The 19,879-nt window shown below is 65.3% G+C and carries 13 protein-coding genes; 9 read left to right on the forward strand and 4 right to left on the reverse strand.

What is annotated here, in order from left to right:
- Nucleotides 1-20: 20 nt before the first annotated feature.
- The 7 genes from H8S62_RS01535 to H8S62_RS01565 all read left to right on the forward strand — a co-directional run bounded on the left by H8S62_RS01535 (nucleotide 21) and on the right by H8S62_RS01565 (nucleotide 8,321).
- Nucleotides 21-1,211, forward strand: a complete 1,191-nt coding sequence (locus tag H8S62_RS01535; protein ID WP_155144966.1) for a helix-turn-helix domain-containing protein — start codon at nucleotides 21-23, stop codon at nucleotides 1,209-1,211.
- A 6-nt stretch (nucleotides 1,212-1,217) separates the two neighbouring features.
- Nucleotides 1,218-2,186: a Rossmann-fold NAD(P)-binding domain-containing protein gene (locus tag H8S62_RS01540; protein ID WP_186918260.1), complete on the forward strand. Its 969-nt coding sequence runs from the start codon at nucleotides 1,218-1,220 to the stop codon at nucleotides 2,184-2,186.
- Nucleotides 2,171-3,589, forward strand: coding sequence for an MmgE/PrpD family protein (locus H8S62_RS01545; protein ID WP_186918261.1), 1,419 nt, complete (start codon nucleotides 2,171-2,173; stop codon nucleotides 3,587-3,589). Before H8S62_RS01540 ends, H8S62_RS01545 begins: the two co-directional genes overlap by 16 nt.
- A gap of 15 nt (nucleotides 3,590-3,604) precedes the next feature.
- Nucleotides 3,605-4,318: a maleate cis-trans isomerase family protein gene (locus H8S62_RS01550; protein WP_186918262.1), complete on the forward strand. Its 714-nt coding sequence runs from the start codon at nucleotides 3,605-3,607 to the stop codon at nucleotides 4,316-4,318.
- 94 nt (nucleotides 4,319-4,412) lie between these two features.
- Nucleotides 4,413-5,681 carry an FAD-dependent oxidoreductase gene (locus tag H8S62_RS01555; protein ID WP_155144958.1) on the forward strand — a complete coding sequence of 423 codons (1,269 nt, stop codon included), beginning with the start codon at nucleotides 4,413-4,415 and terminating at the stop codon, nucleotides 5,679-5,681.
- Complete coding sequence (locus H8S62_RS01560; protein WP_186918263.1) at nucleotides 5,678-7,813, forward strand: molybdopterin-containing oxidoreductase family protein; 2,136 nt, start codon at nucleotides 5,678-5,680, stop codon at nucleotides 7,811-7,813. The genes H8S62_RS01555 and H8S62_RS01560 overlap by 4 nt, the downstream gene beginning before the upstream one ends.
- A 7-nt stretch (nucleotides 7,814-7,820) precedes the next feature.
- On the forward strand, nucleotides 7,821-8,321 hold the full coding sequence (locus H8S62_RS01565; protein ID WP_155144954.1) for a 4Fe-4S dicluster domain-containing protein: 501 nt from the start codon (nucleotides 7,821-7,823) through the stop codon (nucleotides 8,319-8,321).
- Nucleotides 8,322-8,765: 444 nt separating this feature from the next.
- Here H8S62_RS01565 and H8S62_RS01570 read toward each other — a convergent pair whose 3' ends face one another.
- Nucleotides 8,766-12,077: an insulinase family protein gene (locus H8S62_RS01570; protein ID WP_186918264.1), complete on the reverse strand. Its 3,312-nt coding sequence runs from the start codon at nucleotides 12,075-12,077 to the stop codon at nucleotides 8,766-8,768.
- Between the two features lie 244 nt (nucleotides 12,078-12,321).
- Here H8S62_RS01570 and H8S62_RS01575 point away from each other — a divergent pair, with 244 nt between their 5' ends.
- Both H8S62_RS01575 and H8S62_RS01580 read left to right on the forward strand, forming a co-directional pair.
- The gene (locus tag H8S62_RS01575) at nucleotides 12,322-14,400 is read left to right on the forward strand and encodes an elongation factor G (RefSeq protein WP_155144950.1); all 2,079 of its coding nucleotides are present in this window, start codon (nucleotides 12,322-12,324) and stop codon (nucleotides 14,398-14,400) included.
- Between the two features lie 465 nt (nucleotides 14,401-14,865).
- Nucleotides 14,866-16,212, forward strand: a complete 1,347-nt coding sequence (locus H8S62_RS01580; protein WP_186918265.1) for an MATE family efflux transporter — start codon at nucleotides 14,866-14,868, stop codon at nucleotides 16,210-16,212.
- A gap of 73 nt (nucleotides 16,213-16,285) precedes the next feature.
- On the opposite strand, the gene H8S62_RS01585 is transcribed toward H8S62_RS01580, so the two are convergent.
- The 3 genes from H8S62_RS01585 to ptsP all read right to left on the reverse strand — a co-directional run bounded on the left by H8S62_RS01585 (nucleotide 16,286) and on the right by ptsP (nucleotide 19,873).
- Complete coding sequence (locus H8S62_RS01585) at nucleotides 16,286-17,662, reverse strand: DUF1576 domain-containing protein (RefSeq protein WP_243255237.1); 1,377 nt, start codon at nucleotides 17,660-17,662, stop codon at nucleotides 16,286-16,288.
- Nucleotides 17,663-17,863: 201 nt separating this feature from the next.
- Complete coding sequence (locus tag H8S62_RS01590) at nucleotides 17,864-18,130, reverse strand: HPr family phosphocarrier protein (RefSeq protein WP_155144946.1); 267 nt, start codon at nucleotides 18,128-18,130, stop codon at nucleotides 17,864-17,866.
- Nucleotides 18,131-18,145: 15 nt separating this feature from the next.
- Complete coding sequence (ptsP, locus tag H8S62_RS01595) at nucleotides 18,146-19,873, reverse strand: phosphoenolpyruvate--protein phosphotransferase (protein ID WP_186918266.1); 1,728 nt, start codon at nucleotides 19,871-19,873, stop codon at nucleotides 18,146-18,148.
- Nucleotides 19,874-19,879: the final 6 nt, after the last annotated feature.

The following is a 19,879-nucleotide window of genomic DNA, read 5'->3' on the forward strand; positions in this document are numbered from 1 at the left end:
AAACTGGGAGGAGCTCTGCTATGCTGCTGACACATAAGATCGTACAGCCCTTTATCCGCACACTGGAGGAGGCCCTGCCTTACCGGGTGACCATCACCGACGTGAACGGCTACATCATCGGCAGCAGCGACACCTCCCGCCTCAACCAGTTCCACCCCTCGGCCTATGAGATTATCCAGGGCCGCCAGCCGGTGGAGACCCTGAGTCCCGACGGCATCTGGGACATCCCGGAGGGGGTTATCCTGGGCAGCGGCGAGAAGATTGAGTACGAGGGAGAGTGCATCGGCCTCATCGGCCTCATCGGGCCGCCGGAGGAGCTCCAGCTCCATGTGAAGACCGCCGCCCTCATGCTCAAGCTTCTGCTGGACCGCAAGCGGGCCCAGGAGGAGGTGCAGCTCCTCACCGCCGAGAAAAACACCTTCATCGCCAATCTGGTCCTCGGCCAGCCCGGCGACGAGCGGCGGGTGGAGGACCGGGGCAGGCTCTACGGCCTGGACCTCCACCTGCCCAGGACGGTGGCCGTCATCCGGCCCGACTTCGCCCGGTTTGAAAACGAGGAGCCGCTGGCCCTGTCAAAAATCCGCCGGGAGCTCTTCGCCATGGTCAAGGCCGCCTTCCCTCACGATCAGGATATGCTCTGCGAGCTCTACACCGAGAAGATCATCGTCCTCTCCGCCTCCGAGTGCCACAACGACGCCCAGCGGAGGAGGAAGATAACCGAGAAAGCCCTTCACCACTTCGCACACCAGGCCCGGAGCCGCTTTGCCATCCCTCTGCTCATCGGCGTCAGCGCGGAGGAGCGGGAGTTCACCCGTTACAATCTGTCCTACGACCAGGCCATTCTGGCCATGGACATCGGCGGCCGGACCAAGGGCGCCGACGGGATTTACTACTACGAGGATATGCGCCTGGGCCGGCTGGCCGCCGGGCTGAGCGCCGGGGCGGCCGATATGCTCCGGGACAGCGTCATCGACAAGCTGAGGGCGGCGGGCGAGGAGGGGCTGATAGAGACCCTTGTCTGCTACTTTGAGCACAACACCAGCGTCAGCGATACCGCCGCCGCCCTCTTCCTCCACCGCAACACCCTGCAGTACCGCTTCAGGCAGGTCAAGGACATCACCGGATTCGACCTGCGGCAGATCGACGATCTGCTGCTGCTGCGCCTGGCCGTACTGCGCTACCAATATCACCAGCCCGACAGGAAGGACTGATCCCACATGGCCGAGAGCGCAGCCATCCCCTATCTCAGCGAGGACGAGGCCGGTTCCCTGGTCACGCTCCCGATGCTCCTCCGTGCGGCGGAGCGGTTCTTCTCCGGACCGGAGCGCCCGCCCCTCCGTGAGGAGGCGGCCGCCGGGGATTTCCGCCTTCTCACCGGCGGTGAGGACGGCCTGCTGCTGACCGGCTGGCTCCGCCCGGACGGCGGCGCCGGCGTTCTCTGCGCCGCGGAGCGGGAGAGCGGCGCACCCAGGCTGCTGCTGCCCCTCCGGCCCCTTCTCCAGCTGGCCGCCCGGACGGGCCACAGCCTCCTGGCGGCCAGCCGGCTGTGCCGCAGGCCGCCGCGCCACATCGCCTTTCTTGGGTCCGGGCCGGCCCTGCTCCAGAGCGTGAGCGCCTTTGACGCCCTGTTCGAGCCCAACTGCATCAACATCTTCTGCGGCGACAGGGCGGGTGTGGAGCGCTGCCGCGCCCTGCTCCACAACCGTGTGGAATCCCCCGTCTATTTCTCACGGACCACCAAGGAGGCCGTCGCCGCCGCGGATCTCATCGTCTGCGGCGGGGAGGAGCAGCCCCCCGCCCTCCTGGCGGAGTGGCTGGCACCCGGCGTCACCATCGTGGCCTGTACGCTGCACAACGCCCTCCCCCCCGAGCTGCCGGGCCAGCTCGACAAGTGGGTGCTGGGCTGCCGGGACTTCGATCTCCCCCGGCTCCGTGCCGTGCCCGGCCTCTCCCAGGCCGGGGAGAAGTCCATCCGCGGCGATCTGGCCGGGCTCCTCTCCGGCGCGCTGCCCGGCCGGGAGACGGAGGAGGAGTCCATTCTCTATACCCACGACGGGGCCGTCGGGCTGGCGCTGCCCCTGGCCGCGGAGATCTGCCGGGCCTATTTCGCCCAGCGCCAGGCAGACCGGGCCAAAACATCAAAACACGACTCAGAAAAGAGGAAAACACTATGGGTTTCAGAGTAAACGCGCAGGATATCACCACCAACTACACACAGACCCTGGCCGAGTTCACGGCCAGCCTGAAATATGAGGACATCCCTCCCGAGGTCCTGGAGCGGGCCAAGCATTTTACCATGCAGACCATCGGCGTCTCCCTGGGGGCAAAGGGGCTGCCCATGACCGATAAGGCCATCGCCATCGGCAAGGCCTGCGGCGTGGGTGAGCCGGAGGCCACCCTCTGGGTGGACGGGTCCAAGGTCAGCATGACCAGCGCCGTCTTCGCGAACAGCACCATGGCCGACATTCTGGACTGGGAGGACTGCTCCTGGACCGGCCACCCCTCCGCTGGCGTCATCCCCGTGGCCTGGGCGGCGGCTGAGGCACACCACAAGTCCGGAAAGGAGTTTCTCACCGCCGTGGTGGCCGCCTATGAGGTCTATCAGCGCATCGCCATGGTGGTTCAGCCCCCCAGGGACTGGGACATCATGAAGGGCTGGGGCCTCACCTCCTGGCAGGTTTTCGCCGGGGTGGTGCCAGCCGCCAAGCTCATGGGTCTGAGCGCCGAGCAGATTAACCAGGCCTTTGGCTTCGGCGTCCTCTGCTGTCCCATACAGAGCAATCTCCATCATATCACCATGTCCGACGCCTACCACTTCGAGCACGGCTTCCGCGCCAAGGACGGCATTCTGGCCGCCATGGCGGCCAAGGCGGGCGTGGACAACTACATGGACTGCTTTGACGACACCTACTCCTTCGACTACCACATGACCCCCGAGCCCCAGCGGGACTGGTACACCAGGGATCTGGGCACCCGCTGGCTGATGATGGAGGTTCTCATCAAGCACTGGCCCGCCAATATGTGGCTCCAGACTCCCATTGAGCTGGCCCACAACATTACCACCAAAAACGGCATCAAGCCGGAGGATATCGCGGATATTGAGCTGGATCCCCCCACCGTGGGCCGGATGTACTTCTCCCCCGAGGGCTTCAACTCCCTCACCCAGGCCCAGTTCAGCGCCCCCTTCATGCTGGCGGCCTATCTGCTGGAGCCCACCCCCGGACCCGGCTGGTTCGACCGCGCCAAGCTCACCGACCCCAAAATTCTGGAGCTGGCCGCCAAGGTCCACGGCGGTCCCAGCGACCCCCACTACCTGGGGCTGTGCTTCAAGGGCTTCCAGAACGGCGAGTTCCCCACCAAGAAGCTGACCATCACCACCAGGGACGGCAGGCAGTACAGCGAGAGTATGGACTGCCACCCCGGCCATCCCCGGAATATGCTCACCCACCAGGAGTTCATCGAGCGCTTCAAGGTACAGGCGGCCCCCACGCTCCGCGGCGAGCGGCTGGAGCGGGCGGCCCGCGCCCTGGCGGAGCTGGAAGCGTGCGGCGATATCGCCGCCATCAGCCCCCTCCTCTGCGGCGAATAAGGGGAGGATACGGATATGTATTACGGCTGGAGGGCCAAAATCGGCCTCATTATCCCGGTAAACGGCGCCGCGCCCGAGTATGAATTCCACAAATATGCCCCTGACGGGGTCGCCACCCTGACCCAGCGCCTCCTCTTTGAGAAGGTGGACCGGACTGGGCTGGAGGCCCTGGGGGCCCAGGTGGAGGACGCCGCCCGGCTCCTCGCCCACGCCGGGCCTGACCTGCTGATGTTCGGCTGTACCACCGGCAGCCTCATCAAGGGCGCCGGGTACGACGCGCAGCTGTGCGGGCGGATGGAGGCCGCCGCGGGCGGCATTCCCTCCCTGACCACCTCCACCGCCGTCCTCCAGGCGCTGAAGGCGCTCAAGGCAAAAAAAGTGGCCGTCGCAACCCCCTACTCCGCCGCCGTGGACGAGGCGGAGCGGAAATTCCTGGAGGACAACGGCTTTGAGGTGCTGAGCATCCGGGGGCTGGGCTACACCGAGCCCAACTGTATGCCCGCCACCACCTTCAACCAGATGTACCGCCTGTCCGGAGAGGTCATGTGCCCCGAGGCCGACGTGCTCTTTGTCAGCTGCACGGGCCTGGGTGTTGCGGACGGCATCCCCATGCTGGAGCGGGACTTCGGCGTGCCGGTGGTGACCAGCAACCAGGCCTCCCTGTGGTGCGCCCTGCGCGCACTCTCCATCCGGGACGACGTGGGCCTGGGCGAGCTGTTCCGGCACTGATGCGACATACCTGCGTGAGCGCCGCCGCCCGGCAGTGGGGGCGGCGCTCCGCTTCGCCTCTGGCGGAAAATCTGCATAGAAGGAGAGTGATCTTGTGGAGCGATACGCCATCGTGGGCTTCGGCTGCGCGGGCTACCACTGCGCCCGGTCCCTGCGGGAGAACGGCTTCAACGGCGAGATCCACGTCTATACCGACACGGGCCGCGCACCGGAGAACCCCATGCTCACCACCTACGTGACCGCGGGCAGACTGCCCGAGGAGGCGGGCTGTCCCTTCGGCTCCCTGGAGAACATAACCCGGAACCTGGGCCTGACCGTACACCCCGGGCGCGTCTCCCTGGTCTCCCCGGCGGACATGGAGGTGCGCAGCCAATCCGGGCGCGCGGCGGTCTACGACAAGCTGCTGGTCTCCACCGGCGCGCGGGCCTTTGTGCCGCCCATGGACGGGCAGGACAGCCCCAGCGCCTATACCATGCGCACCATGGACGACGCCCGCCGCCTCCGCGCCCGTCTGGAGCGGGGGGACGTAAAGTCCGCCGTGGTGGTGGGGGCCTCCATGGTGGGCATCAAGGTTGTGGAGCTGCTGCGGCAGCGGGGCGTGGACTGCACCCTCAGCGATATGGCCCCCCATATCTTCCCCCTGGCCGCCTTCGACACCGTCGCCGCCGAGATTGAGCGCCGCCTGGAGCGCGCGGGGGTGGCTCTGGCCTTCGGCCGGGGCATCTCCGGCCTCCGGGACCGCTCCGAGGGGGGCGTGAGCGTCCTCCTGTCCGACGGGTCCTGCGTGGCATGCGACATTGCGGTGCTGTGCATCGGCACCCGGCCCAATCTGGAGCTTCTGCCCCCCGGAGCCCTCAGCCGGGACCGGGGCGGCATTCTGGTGGACGAGACCATGGAGTCGTCGGTCCCCGGCGTCTACGCTGCGGGAGACTGCGCCTCCTGCACCAATCTCCAGACCGGCGTCCCCCAGGCGGTGGGCCTCTGGGCCAACGCGGGCCGGCAGGGCGACGTGGCCGGGGCCTCCATGGCCGGCGTCAGGGACGTCTATGAGGGAAATCTGGTGCATAACATCACCCATTTCATGGACATGGACTTTATCAGCCTGGGGGACAGGGGCCTTCCGGGCGAGCACCGGGTCTACAGCCGCCGGGACGGCGGTCTGTGGCTGGAGGCCACGACGGACGGCGGAGAGCTCCGGTGCGTCAATATTCTGGACTGCAAGGAGATCAGCGGCATTGTGAGAGGCCTCCTGCTCAGGCAGCTCCGGGGCGGCGGCGCGCCGGACATCCTGCTGCTGGAGAAGCTGCGCCGCTCCGGCGTGGACGGGGCGTTTATCAAACTGCTGGAGGGGGAAGTGCAATGACGGAACTGGAAAAGCTGCGCAAAGCAAAGATACCCTGCCCTGAGACGGGCATTACGGTCAGGCATACGCTCTGCGACATCTGTACGCCGGACAACCACTGCGGCGTGGACGCCTATGTGCTGGACGGCCGGGTCATCAAGGTGGAGGGCACGAAGGAACATCCCCACAACCACGGCCTGCTCTGCACCAAGGGCGCGGCCAACCGGGAGTATATCTACCGGGAGGACCGGCTGAGAACCCCCATGAGGCGGGTGGGCAGGCGGGGCGAGGGGAAATTCGTGCCCATCACCTGGGACGAGGCCTACGACGAAATCGTCCGCCGCCTGGACGCCGTCCGCAGAGAGGAAGGCGCCGACGCGGTGGCCTTCTTCTCCGGATATACCAAGTGGTACCGTACGCTGCTCAAGCGCTTTGCCTACTCCTTCGGGTCGGTAAATTACGGCACTGAGTCCAGCGTCTGCTTCGACGCCACCTTCATGGCGTGGGCCGCCACCACCGGCTCCTTCGCCGTGCCCGATCTGGACCGCGCCGCCACTTACATCGGCTGGGGATACGGCCCACACTACTCCGGCCACCTGTCGGTGGGCGGGATGCAGGCCTTCAAGGAGCGGGGCGGCAGGCTGCTCATTGTGGACCCGAAAATCACTCCGGCGGTCAAGATGGCCGATCTGCACCTGCAGCTCAAGCCCGGCACCGACGGCGCGCTGGCCCTGGGCATCGCCAAGGTCATCCTGGACAACGGCTGGGCCGACATGGACTACGTGGAGAAGCACACCGCCGGCTTTGAGGAATACCGGGCGGAGGTGCAGAAGTTCGACTTGAAGACGGTGGAGGAGATCACCGGCGTGGCCCCCAAACTGGTGGCAGCCGCCGCGGAGCTCATCGCCACGGGCGGCCCGGCCTGTATGCACCAGAGCGCCTCCCCCATCACCCAGCACAGGAACGGCTTCCAGAACTACCGCGCCATTCTCGCCCTCCTGGCCCTGACGGGGAACTACGATTGCCCAGGCGGCAATATTCCCATCCATTTTACTTACAACTACCAGGCCGCCGGCTTCGCCACCCGGGAGCGGGAGTACACCACCGCTACCCGCCCCGCCGGGGACCGGACGCGCATCGGCGCGGACCGCTTTCCCGTGTGGAATCTGTTCCAGGACGAATTTCAGGCCATGGACCTGAGCCGCCAGATACTGGAGGGGACGCCGTACCCGGTCAAGGCGCTCTTCGCCTGCGGGATGAACCTTCTCATGTTCCCGGACACGGACCAGCTCCGCCGGGCCCTGGAAAAGCTGGACTTCTTCGTGGATATCGACCTCTTTGAGACCCCCTGCACCAGGTACGCCGATATCGTTCTGCCCGCCTGTACCTCCTTTGAGCGGGGCGAGTACCGGGTCTACCCCTCCGGCCACTCCTTCTATACCAAGCCCGTTATCGACCCGCTCTACGAGAGCCGGAGCGATGCCGATATCATCACCGATCTGGCCCGGCGGCTCACCCCGGAGGATACCCTCCTCTGCCAGGGCTATGAGGCCGCCATCGACTATATTCTCCAGGATCTGAGCATCTCGGTGGCCGGCTTGAAGGATAGCGAGTTCCCCGTCATGACTCCGGAGGCCCGTCCGCCCCGGGTGGGCCTGACCCGGACGCAGGGGTGCCCCACCCCCTCGGGCAAATTTGAGTTCAGCTCCACCCTGCTGGCCCGGTGCGGCGTGAACCCGGTGCCCAATTACCCCGAGAACCTCCGCCGCCCCGAGGGCGGGCGGAAATTCATCCTTGCCACCGGCGTGCGCCTGCCCAACGCCCTCCACTCGCGGCTTCATAAGGTACCCTGGCTGCGCAGCCTCCGGCCGGAGCCCATGGCGGACATCAGCCTGGCCGATGCTGCCCGCCTGGAGCTGGAACGGGGAGACACGGTCCGCCTCACCACCGACGGCGGCTCCCTCTGCGTCAAGGTAAACCCCACCTCCACCGTGCTCCCGGGGACCGTCCATCTGTTCCACGGCTATGAGAAGGCCAACGTCAACGCCCTCCTCCCCGCGGACTGGCTGGACCCCTGCACCGGCTTCCCCGCCTACAAGAGCATCGGCTGCGACATGGAGAAGTGCCCCGCGCCGGACGGGGAGAAAGGATGATGCCAAGATGAAGCTGTATCTGGACCTGGATATGGAGAAATGCTCCGCCTGCGGCGCCTGCGCGGTGGCCTGCATGGACCAGAACGACATCGACCCCGACAGAGAGCTTCCCTTCCGCAATGTGTTCTGCGTGGACCGCCGTGACAGCGCAGGCGTGGAGAGCGTCTGCGCGTCCCTCTCCTGTATGCACTGCGCCGACGCCCCCTGTGTGCCGGCCTGCCCCTCCGCCTGTCTCGCCAAGGACGCGGAGACCGGCTTCACCCTTTACGACAACCAGAACTGCATCGGCTGCCACTCCTGCGCCATGGCCTGCCCCTTCGGCGTCCCCTCCTTCAACAGCCAGGGCAAGATGGAGAAGTGCGACGGCTGCTCCGTCCGCCTGGCCCACGGCATGGAGCCCGCCTGCGTCCGGGTCTGCCCCACCGGCGCGCTCAGGGTCTACACCGAGGAGGCGTACCGGGCCGTCCACGGATCGAGGTCCATCCTCAGGGTGCTCCAACTGCTGTAGAGGTGCACGCGGGCGCATCGGGATGACTCTGCTCTCCCACAAACCAAGCGAAAGAACTCCCCCCTGATGTAGACAAATAAAACTACATCAGGGGGGAGTTGTTATATGACAAGAAGATATCAAAACGAAGAAGCATTTCTGCCGCAGAGCAATCAGAATTATGAAAAAATATGGTCTGATACCTGACGATACGCAGAAAGAGACTGTGTCAAAATTTAGGGCAGCAAGTGCATCGATACCAAGACCGTCCGGGCCGCCAATTCCACGCCACCAGCCCGAACACAAAATGATTGACCGATATGGTCACTTCTATAACTACGAGCGCACCCAATTGAAGACAGATGCGGCACCGTTTGCGCTGCGCCGCTCCCGCTAAAGCCTTTTGTATCCGTATATTGGATTTTTTCTCCTGTCCGTATATTGGGAGGCGTTCAGATTTTCATGTTATAGTCCCAAATCAGCCTTTGTAACCGTCCCATCGGGCCGGACCTCGCCGCCGGTGTCCAGGCTCAGCCGTCCGTCGGCGACCGCCCAGTTCACCGCTTCCCTGGCCCAGGGGGACAGGGAAGCGCCGTCGCTGATGACCGGAACCGGCTCCGCCTCGGGGCAGCCCGCCAGCCGCCACAGGATCACGGCCAGCTGCTCCCGTGTGACGGCCTCATCGGTGCGCAGATCGCCGCTGCCGTCCCCCAGGAGGAGGCCCGCGGCTTTGGCCGTCTCCACGCCGCCGCAGAGCAGCTCCGCCAGCGCGCCCCGGGTAAGGGGCGCGGCCGCGCCGAAGGGGGCGAACACGGTGTCGAACAGTCCGGCGTTGGCCTGCAGCACGGCGCTGCCGCCCACAGTGGAGCGCGCGCCCTCCTCCACCAGCCGCTTCAGCTCCGGCGCCATCGCCTTCAGATCCGCCGGAGTGGTGGCCTTGATCTCCCGCAGGAGCCTCAGCCTGTCCTCCGTCCCCCTGCCCCGCTCGGCGTATTTGGCCGCGTTCACCCCCTCCGCCAGAGGCCCGGAGGGCAGGGCCGCAGAGGAGTAGGTCTTTAAAATATATCCGTCCATCTCCGCCTGGGTCAGTTCCTCCGCCTCCGCCCACCGGGGCAGAGCGTCGTAGGCGTCGTAGGTGGCCTTCACGTTGGGGTCCCGGTAGGTGGTGAGGAACGCGCCGATCTCCCCCACCATGAAATAGGGGCCGTATACGCCCAGGTCGTTTCGCAGGGTGGGGAAGAGATAGCGGTCGGTGATGACCTGGGAGAGCACCAGATCGCTGCCGCTGCCGTCGATGCCGCAGGCCTCCGCCCCGGCCCCCGCCAGGTTGTACTGGATGTTGGTGTCCATAACCACGCCCTCCCGGGCCGCCGGGACGCTGAGCCCGCCCCAATCGGCGGCAGGCCTTTCCCCGGCGGGGATATCCCCCCAGAACCGCTCCATATTGGCCCGGTGGGCCCGGATTGCCTCGCCGCTGCCCGCGTAGATGTCCAGTGCGCCGGTCTTGTCATGGAGGAGGGCTCGGGCCGCTTCCAGCAGCTCCTTCACCCGGCCCGGGCCGCTCTCCAGCAGGGCCTCCACGTCCTTGAGAAAAGCGGCGTATTCCAGCCCGGTCATCTGATTGAGGGCGGCGTACGCCGTCCCGTATCGGGCCATCGCCCGGTTTAACTGGATGCCGGGCGGATAGGCGGCCGCCGTCAGCTCGGCGTTCTGCCGAATAAGGCCCACCTGGGTCTTCAGCGCGGCGGTATCCGTGCAGTCCGTGGCGAAGAGCAGCTCCTTCAAGAGGTCCAGCCCCTCCTGCTCCTCCCCGGTCATGGACGTCCAGTCCAGGGTCAGCGTCAGCCGCTCCCCGTCCCGGCGCTCCACCACGTTGGGCACCACGGCAAGGCCGGGGAGGTAGCGGCTCACGCGCCCGGCGGCCTGGGCGGCGGTGCACTGCGCGGTGTCCAGGCTGCCCATCAGCCCCGCGTAGAGGCTCACCCAAGGCAGCATGTCGGCGCTCACGCCGGAGAGGTCCAGGTAAATCACCGTGCGTCCCGCGCCGTTTACATCGGCCTCCGCCGCCAGGGAGCGGACAGCGGCCACGGTCTTCTCGTCCACGGCGATCTCCCGCACCTCCTCGGGCAGCTCCGCCACGGTAAGGGCCTGGAGGGAGGCCACCAGCCCGGCCGGGGCGGGCTGGGTGGACCAGGCGGTGAAGTCGGCTGTCTCCTGTATCAGCGCCGCAATCTCCGCCTCGGTCATGGCCGCCTTTTTCGCGGCCAGCTCCGCCGCCAGGGCGGCGTCCTCCTGCTCCCGGAGACCGGGGACTGGTACGGTGAGGGTCAGGGCGCTGTGGGGGTTGCCGATGAGGTATTTGGCGGCAAGTTCCTCCAGGCAGCCGCTGTCCAGCCCGGCCCGGAGCTTCTCAAGGGCCGCGCCGTACCGGTTCAGCCAGTCCAGCCCCTGGCCGCCGGCCCAGTGCTGGGCCACGTCCAGCGCCAGGTAGATGCCCGCGTTGGACCGCTCCATGCAGGTGAAATTGTCCATCTGCAGCCCCGCGATGACCGCCTGCGCAGCTTCCCGGTCCAGGCCGTCCCGGACGATGCCGGCCAGCGCGGTATCTACGGCGGATTTCAGGGTCTGTTCTCCGCCCTCGGCCACGCCGGCGGCTCCGAAGGTCACATAGGGCGCGTAGGTGTCGTCGAAGAATATGAAGGGGGACGCTCCGGGCAGGGCGGTCTGTATGGCCCGGATCACCGGAGAGCCGGGGTGGTTCAGAATCTCCGCCAGGACGGAGAGGGCGATGCGCTCCTCCCCGGTCGCTCCGTTGGCCGCCATGCCGTAGTCCGCCACGGCGGCGGCGGCGGAGCCCTCCTCCACAGGGTACTCGTACCGACCGGACACCGGCGCGGCCAGGGGCGCGATGGCCCCGCCGTCCACCGCAGTCGTCTTGCGCTCAAATTCCGAGAGGTACTCCCGGTCCAGCCACTCCAGCATCCGGTTGAGGTCCAAATCCCCGTAGAGAATGATGAGGGAATTGGAGGGGTGGTAATAGGTCTCGTGGTAGTCCAGCAGGTCCTGCCGGGTGAGCTCCGGGATGCGGGCGGGGTCGCCGCCGGAGTTGTTGCCCACTATGGAGCCTGGGAAGAGGGTCTTCTCGTGGTTGAACGAGGCCTGCCCCGCCAGGTCCACGGAGCCCTTCATCTCGCTGTAGACCGTCCCCGTCAGGGTCAGGGGCGCGTCGGCGCTGAGGAGTTCATATCGCCACGCCTCACGCCGGAAGAGCCGCTCCTCCGTGCGGATCAGCGGGTGGAAGAGGCCGTCCATATAGTAGTCCATCAGCTTGAGGAGCTGGTCCTCCGACAGGGAGCCCAGGGGATAGGTGGTCATATTGTCATAGGTAAACGCGTTGCCGAAGGTGTTGTAGGTCTGGTTGAACACCGGGAAGGTAAGGTTGGGCGAGGGGTACTTGTCCGACCCGGAGATGGTCACGTGCTCAAAGACGTGGGGGATGCCCCGGTCGTCCAGCGCGGGGGTGCGGAAGGTGATGTCGAAGGCCCGGTTGGGGTCGTCCGACGCGATGAAGTATACGGTGGCCCCGGATTTGATATGCACCAGGGTGACGGTCTCCGCCCCGGCGGCGTCCAGCGTCCCCCGGTCCGTCACCCGGAAGCCGTGGACAGTCCGCCCCAAGGCGGGCAGGGTTTCCCCTCCTCCCGCCGCAAGGCCCGGCGCCGAAAGCCCTATGGCCAGTGCGCACGCAAGGAGGAGGGAGAGCAGTTTTCGTCTCATTATTTTCATTTCCTTTCTCACTTGTTTTGTCTTCCCAACGGGGTCCATTCTATCCGTCCGGAGTCAAGAAAGGCCCAATTTTCCATAAAGTTTTTATAAACTGGAATCCCCAAGAGCATTTAAGCTATTTTTCTAAATTTCCAGTTGTCAGCCCCCTATCCTTGGTGTATAATGCCTAATATAGGCGCGCCCGCCCCCAATGGGGCGTTCTATAGATCCCACACGTAAGGAGAGGAAATAAATTATGAGCTATTCCGCGCAAAACATCCGTAATATTTGCCTGCTGGGGCATGGTGGAAACGGAAAGACCTCCCTGGCCGAGAGTATGCTGTACCTGACCGGCGGCACTGCCCGCCTGGGCAAGACCACCGACGGCAACACTGTGTGCGATTACGATCCCGAGGAGACCAAGCGCCAGATTTCCATCTCCATGGCGGTCGCCCCGGTGGAATATAACGGCTGTAAAATCAATGTGCTGGACACACCGGGCTATTTCGATTTCTCCGGCGAGGTCATCGAGGCCCTGCAGGTCGCCGACGCCGCCGTCCTCGTCTGCTCCGCCAAGGGCGGTATGAGCGTGGGCGCCGAGAAGGCCTGGAAGCTCTGCGACAAGCGGAAGCTGCCCCGCATCGTGTACATCTCCAAGACCGATGAGGAGAACTCCGACTATAACGCCGCCTTCGCCACCCTGCGCGAGCGCTTCGGCAAGAACATCGCGCCCGTGGTGGCCCCCATCTGGGACGCCGACAAGAAGGTCATCGGCATCATCGACGTGCTCCACAAGCGCGCGTTTGAGGCCGGTCCCAAGGGCGAGCGGGTGGAGATCGACGTCCCCGCCGACAAGCTCCCCGTTCTGGACGAGCTCTACGATGCCCTGAAGGAGTCTGTGGCCGAGACCAGCGAGGAGTTCATGGACAAGTACTTCGGCGGTGAGGACTTCACCTATGCCGAGATGATCCAGGGGCTTCGCCAGGGCGTCAAGGACCTGAGCCTCTTCCCCGTGGTCTGCGGCAGCGCTGTCTCCGGGCTTGGCACCCGTATGCTGCTGGACACCATCGTGGAGCTGCTCCCCAACCCCCTGGAGGGCCAGCCCCTGACCGCCGAAAACGCCGACGGCGATCTCAGCGAGTTTGTGGCCGCCCCCGGCGCCCTGCCCGCCGCTTTCGTCTTCAAGACGGTCTCCGACCAGTACGGCAAGTACTCCTATGTGAAGGTTCTCTCCGGCAACCTGAAGCCGGATATGCCCATCGTCAACGCCCGCACCGGCGCCACCGAGAAGCTGGGCCGCCTGTATGTGATGACCGGCAAGAAGGCCGACGAGGTCAAGGAGCTCTCCTGCGGCGATATCGGCGCCGTGGCCAAGATGGATAAGCTGAAAACCGGCGACACCCTCTGCGACGCCCGCAAGGTGGTCAAGGTGGAGGCCATTCCCTTCCCCGAGCCCTGCTATTCCGTGGCCATCACCCCCAAGACCAAGGGCCAGGAGGACAAAATCGCCGCCGGCCTCACCCGCATGAACGAGGAGGACCTGACTTTCAACTGGGTCAACAACGCCGAGACCCACCAGATGGTGGTCTCCGGCACCGGCGATATGCAGATGGACGTGCTGGTGTCCAAGCTGAAGAGCCGCTTCGGCGTGGAGTCCGAGCTCTCCATCCCCCGCGTGCCCTACCGCGAGAAGATCCGCAAGAAGGTGGAGGTACAGGGCCGCCATAAGAAGCAGTCCGGCGGCCACGGTCAGTTCGGCGACGTCAAAATCCGCTTTGAGCCCGGCGAGAGCGAGGAGCTGGAGTTCTGCGAGGAGGTCTTCGGCGGCGCGGTGCCAAAGAACTACTTCCCCGCCGTAGAAAAGGGCCTGCGGGACGCGGTGCAGCACGGCGTGCTGGCCGGCTACCCTGTGGTGTACCTGAAGGCCACCCTCTTCGACGGCTCCTATCACCCCGTCGACTCCTCCGAAATGGCGTTCAAGACCGCCGCCCAGGTGGCCTATAAAGCCGGTATGCCCGACGCCAGCCCCGTCCTGCTGGAGCCCATCGGCGAGCTGAAGGTCACCATTCCCGACAGCTACATGGGCGACGTCATCGGCGACCTGAATAAGCGCCGCGGCCGCGTCATGGGTATGAACCCCGACGGCGAGGGCAACCAGATTGTAGAGGCCGAGGTCCCCATGGCCGAGATGGGCACCTATGCCATCGATCTGCGCTCCCTCACCCAGTCCCGCGGCTCCTTTACCTTCCATTTCGTGCGCTACGAAGATGCCACTCCCCAGGCGCAGGAGAAGGCCATCGCCGAGGCAAAGGCCATGGCTGAGGAAGCCGAGTAATCGTCTGATAATAAGGTCCGCGCCGGATAATTCCGGCGCGGACCTTTTACCGGGCGCGGCTTTCCGGATGTACCGCCCCATCTGCGCAGGGCGGCCCTAAAGGGGCCGCCCTGCGTTTTTTCCCACACGCCCGCCCCGGTTGACAATTCCCATCCCCAGACCTATAATAATACCACTCCAACAGAAAGGCGCGGTGGTCATGTCTATTACCCTGCCGCTCTGCATCGAACTCCGCTCCGAACAAATGGATACGGTGGGCGTTGTTCGGAGCTGATAAGGTTTTCTCACCGGCGAGGCAGATGAAACGGCGGGTCCAGTACCCGTCTGATTGTGTTGCCCGCCGGACGGAGTAAACAATGGTATGGCCGCGGACCGTCCTGGTCCGCGGCTTTTTTGTATCCACCACCCCGGTGGGGGCCGCGCTGTGCGGCCCCCGCTTATTTTTTTCTGATTGGAGTTTTTCCCATGGAACAGGATTTAACCGCCGGCAGCGTACCGGCGCAGCTCATCCGCTTCTCCCTCCCCCTCCTCGCGGCCAATCTCCTGCAATCCTTCTACAATCTGGTGGACATGGCGGTGGTGGGCCGCTTTGTGGGCAAGGACGGCCTGGCCGCCGTCAGCAGCGCCGTCCTCCTGTGCTACATCATCTCCGCGCTCTGTTCCGGCGTGACCATGGGCGGCGGGGTGCTCTGCGCCCAGTACACGGGCGCGGGGGACCGCGCCGCCCTGCGGGAGACGGTGGGCACCCTCTTTACGGTGTCCTCGCTCTGCTCCCTGGGCGTCACGCTCCTGGGCCTGCTGGTCTACCGCCCGGTTTTCATACTGATGAACGTTCCGCCCGAGGCCCTGCCCCACGCTCTGGCCTATATGCCGGTGATCTGCTGGGGCACCGTCTTCGTCTTCGGATACAACGCCGTCTGCGCCGTCCTTCGGGGCCTGGGGGACTCCAAAAGCCCTCTGCTCTTTGTGGGGACGGCCAGCCTGGTAAACATCGGCCTGGATTTCCTGCTGGTGGGCGGCCTGGGCATGGGCGCGGCGGGGGCCGCCTGGGCCACCGTGGCCTCCCAGGCCGTCTCCTTTCTGCTCTCCCTGATCTTTCTGCGCCGCCGGGGCTTTTTCGCGGGCTTCACCCCCGCGTCCTTCCGGGTCGGCAGGGACAAGGCCGCCCTCATCCTCCGCATCGGCCTGCCTTCGGCGATCCAGATGGGGGTGCTGAACCTCTCCTATCTGCTGGTGACCGGTATGCTCAATTCCTACGGTGTGGTGGTGGCCGCGGCGGCGGGCGTGGGACTGAAGGTCAACACCTTCGCGGCCATGCCCTGCTGGGCCGTCGGCGCGGGGGTGACCACGATGGCGGGCCAGTGTGTGGGCGCGGGAGACGCGGAACGGGCGGTGAAGACCGCCAAGACCGGCGTGGCCCTGGCGGTGGGGGTTTCGGCGGTGATGGTTGCCCTGGTCTTCCTCTTCGCCGGTTCCATCGTCTCCCTCTTCGACGGCGACAGCGCCGTCGTCGCCGAGGGGGCGCGCTACCTGCGCATCTGCTGCTGCCTCAACTGCCTGGTTTATGCGGCCATGTACATCTACGACTCCTTCGCCACCGGGGTGGGGGCGGCATGGCTGGCCATGGTCAACTCCCTGCTCCAGTCCCTGGTCTTCCGGCTGCTCTTCAGCCTCCTGCTGGAGCGGGGCCTCAGTCTGGGCCGCCTGGGGCTCTACTGGGCGGAGTGCCTCTCCCCCATCGTCCCGGCCGTCATCGGCGGCGTCTTTTTCTACAGCGGCTACTGGCGCCGCCACCGGCTCCTCCCCCGCTGAGCATCCACATTCCGTTGTCCCCATGTGTACAAGAGAGCCCCGCATCGTCTGATGCGGGGCTCTTTGCCGTCTATCAGTTGGACTCGGCGCTGTGTTTTTCCTCCGCCGGGGGCGGGGGTGTGACCGGCTCGTCATGCTCAAAGACCTCGAAGTAGTCCTCGTCCTGGAGCACCGGCCTGCGCCGCCGGAAGACGGCGGTGATGACCGGGAAGAGCACGATGGCGATGAGGCCGCCGGAAAAGCCGTTGTTGTAGAGGTTCATCCCCGCCACGGGGATGCCCGCATGGAGCACCACCGACGCGTGGAGGAACCCGGCCAGGAGGCCCACCGGCCACCCGAAATAGCCGGAGATGGGGGCCAGCGTAGTACAGAAGAGGCCCGCAAGCTGGAGGGACGGGGTGTTGACCTGCCCGCCCATCACCAATCCGCCCAGCAGCACACCCGCCATGATGGGCAGGATGTTCCGCGCGTGCTTGCCGAAGGCGGAGAACCCCATGATGGTGAGGATGCCCCCCAGCGTGGGGCCGTTCAGGTCCCCTCCGGTGAGCAGGATATAGGCCGTGGCGATGAGGCCGTTGACCCCGGTGTTGATGAGCACCGGCGCGGCCCCGAACATCCGCAGGTAGTCCTCCGGCGCCCGGCCGGAGGTCTGGAGGAGGCGGCGGTACCCGGCCCAGGCCGCCCAGACGGGGCGGTTGCCGAAGAGGAGTCCGGCGGCGATGAGCACAACACACAGCAGCGTCAGAATACAGGTGAAGAAGAGGTTATACCCGGTGGCCCAGAAGTGGACCTTCTCGGGCACTTTGCCCAGGGAGTTCATCACCGGCACCAGCAGCATGGCCACCAGCCCGCAGGCGAAGCCCATGTTGTAGAGGTTCATGCCGTTTTGGATGCGGAAGGTGTACCCCGAGAGGGGCGGCAGGATGAAGCCGATGGATACCCCCACCAGCACCGCCGCAGGCAGACTGGCCCAGTGTCCCCCCAGGCCCACGAAGCTCACCACCGGGGCCAGGGCGGTGGACAGGAGGGCCACCCCCGCATACTTGCTGAAGGGCTCCCTTTTCAGTCTGGCATAGAGCCAGGTGCCTAGAATGATGGGCCAGATATTGACAAAATTCTTGCCGAAGAGGGCAAACCCGGACATGAGGCCGATGTCGACAATGGTATAGCCGTTGGGCGGGTCCTTGGCAAAGTAGAGGATGGCGATGGAGATGTAGGTGACGATGGCGGCGTTTACAAAGGCGGGCCCCAGACCCGCCAACTGAATGTAGTCGGTGATGAGGGTATCCTCATTGATAATGATGGTCCACAGCCCCGGCAGCAGCTCCCGGATGTCCCCGCTCAAAAGCCCCAGCAGGAGCAGGGCGGCGGCGTAGATCAGCAGTATTCCGTACGTCTTTTTGTATCGTATCGTCTCCACCTCCAGGGCACGGCGCACGCCGAGCTGCAAAACGCCCCTATGTTCGGGCTGGAATAAAACAAATTATACCATACCAAAATTTCCGTTACAACAAAAATACGCCGCGCTTCGCTCACTTTTTATACCGAAAAGGCCGCAGGCCGGGAAATTCCCCGGCCTGCGGCCTTTTATGGCAAAACAATGCGGAGAGCTGGCAGCCGTCTCACCCGGAAAGCCCGGCCGCTCCCCGGGTCAGTCCTGCATATTTGCCACCAGCTCCGCCAGCGCGTCCACGGCCTCCCGCTCGTCCTCGCCCTCAGCGGACAGCGTGGCGGTCTCCCCCTGCGCAAGCCCCATCGTCATCAGCATGATCATGGACTTTGCGTTGTACTGCGTCTCCTCCCCGGCGCGCTGAAGCTGAATTCTGGATTGATATCTCCCGGCAAGGGTCACGAACTCCGAGGCAGGCCGGGCGTGCAGGCCTGTGGCGTTGACAACGGTAATCTCTCTCCTGTACATCCAAACGCTCCTTTTTTATATGATGCCCTTTTCTTGCGCAAATGCCTGCAGGCGGGCGCGGATTTCCCCGTGGGTCCCCAGCTGCAATACTTCCGCCGCCAGCGCCCTCGCCTCCGAAAGTCTCATGGCGCGGACAACCCGCTTCGCCCCCGCCAGGGACGCGGCTCCCATGGAGAGCCGACAAATCCCCATGCCCGCCAGCGCGGGAATGGCCAGCGGATCGCCGCCCAGCTCGCCGCACACGCTGATGTCCTTACCGGCGCGGCGGCAGACCTCCGCCAGATGCGCCAGCAGGCGGAAGACGGCCGGGTGATACTCCTGATAGTACTGCCGGACCGCGGAATTCATGCGGTCCGCGGCGCACAGGTACTGGGTAAGGTCGTTGGTCCCCACGCTGATAAAGTCCACTTCCCTGACCGCGATATCCGCAATCAGGGCGATGGAGGGGACCTCCACCATAATTCCAAGCGCAAGCCCGTGGTCCCAGGGGATGCCCGCCGCGTCCAGCGCGCTCCCCTCCTCGTCAAATACCGTCCTGGCCGCGCGCACCTCGTCCAGTCCGCCCACCATGGGCATCATAATTTTCAGGTTCCCATAGGCCGAGGCCCGGAGGGCGGCCCGTACCTGGGTGCGAAACAGGTCCATGCGCCCAAGGGACAGCCGCAGGCCCCGGACGCCCAGAAACGGGTTGGACTCTCTGGGCAGATCCAGTGCGGGAAGCTGCTTGTCTCCGCCAATGTCCATGGTGCGCAACACCACCGGCTTTGTGCCAAAGGCCTCCAGCACCTTTCGATAGGCCTCAAACTGCTCTTTCTCACCGGGCAGATGGTCGCCGTTCAGATAGAGAAATTCCGTGCGGAACAGGCCGCATCCATCGGCATATGCCGCGCCGGAGAGCTCGTGCCCGGTGGCCGCCGCCACATTGAGGCGGATCTCCAGCCGAACGCCGTCCAGGGTCACCGGCTCCGTGTCCAGACAGATTTTCTCCGCCTGCAGCCGGGCGGCCGACTGCACCGCCCCGGCCCGATAAGCGGCCATTTCCTCCGCCGACGGCTCCGTCACGACCACGCCCTCCACGGCATCCAGAATGACCGTCTGCCCATCCGCCAGCTCCTCCATGGCCCCGGCCACGCCCAGAACCGCGGGGATACCGTAGCTGCGGGCAATGATGGCGGTGTGGGAGGTGGCGCCGCCCACCTGCGTGATGAGGCCCTGCACATGGGTGCGGTCCAGCGCCGCCGTATCCGACGGATACAGATCGTCCGCCGCCACGATGACCGGCCCGGGCAGCGCGGAGAGCGTCCGTTCCGGCGCCCCGGCCCAGCAGCGCAGCAGCCGGGCCCTGACGTCCAGCAGGTCGGACGCCCGCTCGCGCATCAGCTCGTTTTTGGATTTGGCCAGTATGTCCGCATAGGCGCCGTAAACCCGGTCTGCGGCCGCGTCCGGGCTCAGCTTCAGGCCGCTCACCAGCTCCCGGATTTCCTGGTCCATCGCCGGGTCCAGTAATATGTCCCGGTGGGCGGCAATGATTTTGGCCTTGTCCTTGTCCGTGTTCCTCAGCCGCGCCTCCAGCACATCCAGCTCGGCCTGAGCGCGCCTTCTCGCCTCTTCATACCGTGCCAGGGCCTTGGGGACGTCCCCGGCCGGGATTGGCGACTCCCTGATCTGGGGGCAGAACGGCTCGTACCGCATCACCCGGCCAATGACAATGCCCCGTGAGACGGGATTTCCAACTAATTTCACACCATT

The sequence above is a fragment of the Lawsonibacter faecis genome, assembly GCF_014287675.1.
In the GTDB taxonomy this organism is placed as follows: Bacteria; Bacillota; Clostridia; order Oscillospirales; family Oscillospiraceae; genus Pseudoflavonifractor; species Pseudoflavonifractor faecis.